The organism is Amycolatopsis kentuckyensis, assembly GCF_002155975.1.
GTDB classification, from domain to species: domain Bacteria; phylum Actinomycetota; class Actinomycetes; order Mycobacteriales; family Pseudonocardiaceae; genus Amycolatopsis; species Amycolatopsis kentuckyensis.
In genome coordinates, this window is record NZ_MUMI01000672.1 from 1 (window position 1) to 5,741 (window position 5,741).

At 70.0% G+C, this 5,741-nt stretch carries 4 protein-coding genes; 1 reads left to right on the forward strand and 3 read right to left on the reverse strand.

Annotated features, from left to right (window positions below):
- Positions 1-20: 20 nt before the first annotated feature.
- Complete coding sequence (locus tag CCN39_RS45290) at positions 21-446, reverse strand: homocysteine S-methyltransferase family protein (protein WP_086853076.1); 426 nt, start codon at positions 444-446, stop codon at positions 21-23.
- Between the two features lie 92 nt (positions 447-538).
- Here CCN39_RS45290 and CCN39_RS45295 point away from each other — a divergent pair, with 92 nt between their 5' ends.
- Positions 539-1,885 (forward strand): amino acid permease, encoded by a 1,347-nt coding sequence (locus CCN39_RS45295; protein WP_086853078.1) that lies wholly within the window; start codon positions 539-541, stop codon positions 1,883-1,885.
- A gap of 49 nt (positions 1,886-1,934) precedes the next feature.
- Here CCN39_RS45295 and CCN39_RS45300 read toward each other — a convergent pair whose 3' ends face one another.
- Complete coding sequence (locus tag CCN39_RS45300) at positions 1,935-3,947, reverse strand: ABC transporter ATP-binding protein (RefSeq protein ID WP_086853080.1); 2,013 nt, start codon at positions 3,945-3,947, stop codon at positions 1,935-1,937.
- A complete protein-coding gene (locus tag CCN39_RS45305; RefSeq protein ID WP_086853082.1) occupies positions 3,944-5,677 on the reverse strand; it encodes an ABC transporter ATP-binding protein in 1,734 nt (577 codons plus the stop codon). The genes CCN39_RS45300 and CCN39_RS45305 overlap by 4 nt, the downstream gene beginning before the upstream one ends.
- Positions 5,678-5,741: the final 64 nt, after the last annotated feature.

The following is a 5,741-nucleotide window of genomic DNA, read 5'->3' on the forward strand; positions in this document are numbered from 1 at the left end:
GGTTCGGAGTACCGCGGCCGCTACGGCCTGACCGCAACCCAGCTCCACGACTTCCACCGGCCGCGGTACTCCGAACCGTCCGCCAGGGTGGCGCCGTACGGGCCGACCGACGCCGCGATCCACAGTGGACGATCAGGTCCCGCGTCCCGGGCCGCCCGGGCGAGGGAAACGCTGCGGTGCAACAGCCTCGCGGTCTCCGGAGCGGGAATGCCGTGGCGGGCGAAGGCGGCGAAACCGACCTGGTAGCTCGCGGTGAGGACGACGCTCGCCCCGGCGGCGAAGTAGGCCGCGTGCGCGTCGGCGATCGCTGACGGTTCGTCACGCAGGAGGCGGGCGGTCCACAGTTCGTCGGACAGGTCGTGGCCGGCCGCCTCCAGCTGGTTGGACAGGCCGCCGTCGATGACGACCGGGCCGCGGGACAACGCGGTTTCGAGGGAGCTCGGCACGCCGGCGAACGTAACACTCCCAGTCCGTGGGAGCAGTTCTTCCCGGCTCGTAGGATCCCGAACGTCCACACGGGACCGACGGAAGAGGGAGCATGAACCCGCAGCCAGGCCGGAATCCCGCCGACGAGCCGCCCCGGCGCCGGTTCGGGCTGCTGACCGCTGTGTGCCTGGTCACCGGCAACATCATCGGCGGCGGCGTGTTCCTGCTGCCCGCGACGGTCGCGCCGTACGGCACGGTGAGCATCGTCGCCCTCGCCGTGCTCACCGTGGGCGCGGTGGCGCTGGCGGTGCTCTTCGGCCGGCTCGCCGCCCGGACGCCCGTCACCGGTGGCCTCTACGTCTACCCGCGCGAGGCGTTCGGGGACTTCGCCGGGTTCGTGTCGGTCTGGTCGTACTGGACGATGACCTGGACCAGCAACGCGGCGCTGGCGGTCGCGGCCGTCGGGTACCTGCAGATCCTGCTGCCGGTGCCGAGCGGCGCGGGCTGGCAGGCACTCCTCGCGCTGGCCGCCCTGTGGCTGCCGGCGCTGACGAACTTCGCGGGACTCGAGTACGTCGCCGCCGCCCAGATCGTCTCGACCGTCCTGAAGTTCCTGCCGCTGGCGGTGGTCGCCGTCCTCGGCCCGTTCTTCGTCCACGCGGACAACTTCGGGCCGTTCGACGCGACCGGCCAGGGCGTGCTGCCCTCGCTGTCGGCCGCCGCGGCGATCCTGCTCTACTCCTACCTCGGCGTGGAGTCGGCGGCGGTCAGCGCCGGGGAAGTGCGGAACCCGGAGCGCAACGTGATCCGGGCGGGCGTCCTGGGCACGGTGGCCTCCGCGGTGGTCTACGTGCTCGGCACCGTCGCGGTGTTCGGCCTCGTTCCGCACGCCGCACTGGCCGGCTCGGCGGCCCCGCTCTCCGACGCGCTGAACGCCATGTTCGGCGGAACGGCCGGCGGCGTGGTGATGGCCGCCGCGGCGGTGCTGTCGATCGTCGGCGCGCTCAACGGCTGGATCCTGATGAGCGCCCAGATGCCCTACGCCGCCGCCGTCGACGGGCTCTTCCCGCGGGTCTTCACCCGGGTGCGCCGGGACGTGCCGTGGGCCGGGGCGCTGATCGGCGTCGTCCTGGCCTCCGTGCTGATCCTGGTCAACTACCTCAGCGGGACCGCGCAGGTGTTCCGGGTCCTCGTGCTGATCACGAGCTTCACCGCCGCCGTGCCCTACCTGCTGTCCGCGGCCGCCCAGCTCCACTGGCTGGCGCGCGGCGACCGGGAGAAGGTCCGTGGCGGGCGGCTGGCGCTGGACGTCACGGTGGCCGGGGTGTCGTTCGCCGTTTCCGTGTGGCTGATCGCCGGGGCCGGCTACGCGGCGGTCTACCAGGGGACGCTGTTCCTCGCCGCCGGGCTGCTCGTCCACACCTGGCTCTCGGCCCGGCGCCCCGCCCGGACGCGGTGAAGGACTCGTTCCCGGTGTCCGACACCAGGAACGAGTCCTTCACCGGACCTCAGTCCGTCTCGGCCATGGCTTCCGCGAACTGAGCCGCGTACAGCCGCGCGTACGCACCACCGCTGTGCAGCAGCGTTTCGTGGTCGCCCTGCTCGACGATGCGGCCCTGCTCCATCACCAGGATCACGTCCGCGTCGCGGATCGTCGAGAGGCGGTGCGCGATGACGAAGCTCGTGCGGCCGCTGCGCAGCTCGTTCATCGCCCGCTGGATGAGCACCTCGGTGCGGGTGTCGACCGAGCTGGTCGCCTCGTCGAGGATGAGGATGACCGGCTTGGCCAGGAACGCCCGCGCCACCGTGATCAGCTGCTTCTCACCCGCGCTGACCGTGCCGCCCTCGTCGTCGAGCACCGTTTCGTACCCGTCCGGCAAGGTCCGCACGAAGCGGTCGACGTACGTCGCCTGCGCCGCTTCGATGATCTCCTCGCGGCTCGGGTCGTCCGCGCCGTAGGCGATGTTCTCCGCGATCGTGCCGCCGAACAGCCACGCGTCCTGGAGCACCATCCCGGTCTGGTCGCGCAGCTGTTCGCGGTTCATCTTCGCGATGTCGACGCCGTCGAGCGTGATCCGCCCGCTGTCGAGCTCGTAGAACCGCATGAGCAGGTTGACCAGCGTCGTCTTCCCCGCCCCGGTCGGGCCGACGATCGCCACCGTCTGACCGGGTTCCACGGTCAGCGAGAGGTCGTCGATCAGCGGCTTGTCCGGCAGGTAGCGGAACGAGACGTCCTGGAACTCCACGCGCCCCCGGATCACCGCCGGCCGTTCCGGCGAAGCCGGCTCCGGAGCCTGCTCTTCGGCGTCGAGCAGCGCGAACACCCGCTCGGCCGACGCGACCCCGGACTGCAGCAGGTTCGCCATGCTGGCGATCTGCGTCACCGGCTGGCTGAACTGGCGCGAGTACTGGATGAACGCCTGCACCTCGCCGAGCGTCAGGTTGCCCGACGCGACGCGCAGCGCGCCGATCACCGCCACCAGCACGTAGCTCAGGTTGCCGATGAACATCATCGCCGGCTGGATCATCCCGGAGATGAACTGCGCCCGGAAGCTCGCCTGGTACAGCGTTTCGTTCTGCTTGTCGAAGATCGCCGCGGACTCGTCGCGGCGGCCGAACACCTTGACCAGCGAGTGCCCGGTGTACATCTCCTCGACGTGGGCGTTGAGCTTGCCCGTGGTCGACCACTGCTTGATGAAGTTCGGCTGCGCCCGCTTCCCGACCTTCGCGGCCACGACCGCCGACAGCGGCACGGTCAGCAGCGCGATCAGCGCCAGCAGCGGCGAGATCAGGAACATCATGATCAGCACGCCGATCACCGTCAGCAGCGACGACACGATCTGCGACAGCGTCTGCTGCAGCGACTGCGCGAGGTTGTCGATGTCGTTGGTGACACGGGAAAGCACCTCACCGCGCGGCTGGCGGTCGAAGTACTTCAGCGGCAGCCGCGCGAACTTGTCCTCGACCTCCTGGCGCAGCCGGTACACCGCCTGCTGCACCAGCGTCGTCGTCAGCCGGGCCTGGATGAGCCCGAAGAACGACGAGATGACGAACAGCGCCAGCACGGTCAGCAGGATCTGGCCGACCTTGTCGAAGTCGATGCCGACGCCGGGCACGAGGTCGACCCGGCTGTAGATGTCGGCGAGCGTGCCGTCGCCGCGGGCCCGCAGGCCGGCGACGATCTGCTCCTTGGTGACCCCCGGCGGCACCTGCTTGCCGAGCACGCCGGCGAGGATGGCGTCGGTGGCCTGGCCGAGGATCTTCGGTCCGATCACGGTCAGCGTGACGCTGGCCGCGCCGAGCACGAGGACGCCGATCAGCGCCGCCCGCTGCGGTCTCAGCAGCTGCAGCAGCCGTTTGAGGGAACCCTTGAAGTCCAGGGCCTTTTCCGCCGGGGCGCCGCCGCTCATCCAGCGGGCCGCCGGTCCGGCGGCCGCGGCACCGGTGTTCTTGTGCCGCTCGGCGGTCGGCCGTTCGCCGGCGTCGGTGACGGCGGCTTCGGGCGATTCCGTGGTACTCACGCCGCCTCCTGCTCGGTGAGCTGGGACAGCACGATCTCCCGGTAGGTTTCGTTGCCGTCCATCAGTTCGTGGTGGGTGCCGGTGCCGACGACGCGGCCCTCGTCGAGGACGATGATCCGGTCGGCGCCCCGGATGGTGCTGACCCGCTGCGCGACGATGACCACCGTCGCGTCCTTGGTCTCCGACACCAGCGCGCGGCGCAGCGCCGCGTCGGTCGCGTAGTCGAGCGCCGAGAACGAGTCGTCGAACAGGTAGATCTCCGGTTTGTGCACCAGCATCCGCGCGATCGCGAGGCGCTGCCGCTGGCCACCCGAGACGTTCGTGCCGCCCTGCGCGATCGGGGCGTCGAGGCCTTCGGCCATCGCTTCGACGAAGTCCTTGCCCTGCGCCACTTCCAGGGCGTGCCACAGCTCTTCGTCGGTCGCGTCCGGATTGCCGTAGCGCAGGTTGCTCGCCACCGTGCCGGCGAACAGGTACGGCTTCTGCGGCACCAGCCCGACCGCGCGGGCGAGCACCGCCGGGTCGAGGTCGCGCACGTCGACGCCGTCGACCTTCACCGTGCCGGCGGTGGCGTCCATCAGCCGGGGGATCAGGTTGAGCAGCGTCGTCTTGCCGGTGCCGGTCGACCCGATCACGGCGGTGGTCTCCCCCGGCCGCCCGATCAGCGAGATGTCGCACAGCACCGGCTTTTCCGCGCCGGGGTAGCGGAATTCGACGCCGGAGAGCTCCAGGTGCCCGTGCACCTCGCCCGGCCGGATCGGCGACACCGGCGGGCGGACGCTCGAGGAGGTGTCGAGCACCTCGCTGATCCGCTCGGCGCTGACCTCCGCGCGCGGCACCATCATGAACATGAACGTGGCCATCATGACGGCCATCAGGATCTGCAGCAGGTAGGACAGGAACGCCGTCATGGCGCCGATCTGCATGCTGCCGGAGTCGATCCGCTGGCCGCCGAACCACAGCACCGCGACGCTGGACACGTTCATCACCAGCATGACGATCGGGAACATCAGCGCCATCAGCCGCCCGACCCGCAGGGAGACGGTGAGCAGCTCGTCGTTGGCGACGTCGAACCGCTGCCGTTCGTGCTTGTCGCGCACGAACGCCCGGATGACCCGGATGCCCATGATCTGCTCGCGCAGGATCTGGTTGATCCGGTCGATGCGCTGCTGCATCAGCCGGAACGCGGGACGCATCTTCGCGATGATGAGCCCGACCGAGACCGCGAGCACGGGCACGATCACCAGCAGCAGCGACGACAGCGGCACGTCGAGGTTCAGCGCCAGGATGATGCCGCCGACGCACATGATCGGCGCGGACACCATCAGCGTCAGCGTCATCAGGACCAGCATCTGGACCTGCTGGACGTCGTTGGTGGTGCGGGTGATCAGCGACGGCGTGCCGAACTGGCCGACCTCGCGGGCCGAGAAGTCCTGCACCCGGTGGAAGACCCCGGCGCGGATGTCCCGGCCGATCGCCATCGCCGTGCGCGCGCCGAAGTACACCGCGCCGATCGAGCCGACGATCTGGGCCAGCGTGACGGCGAGCATCATCGCGCCGACCCGCAGGATGTAGGGCATGTCGCCCTTGATCAGGCCGTTGTCGACGATGTCGGCGTTCAGCGTCGGCAGGTAGAGCATGGCGATCGTCTGCACCAGCTGGAGCGCGACGATCACCCACAGCGTGCCCCGGTACGGGCGCAGGTGGCTGCGGAGGAGCTTGACTAGCACAACGATTCCCCCAGTGGAGTGGTGGTGGTGTTCGGTTCGGGTTTCCGTTCGGTGCCGCCGCCGG

Excerpts from the sequence above, each read along its gene's own strand:
- CCN39_RS45295 (WP_086853078.1), top strand. The coding sequence starts at position 539 with ATGAACCCGCAGCCAGGCCGGAATCCCGCCGACGAGCCGCCCCGGCGC.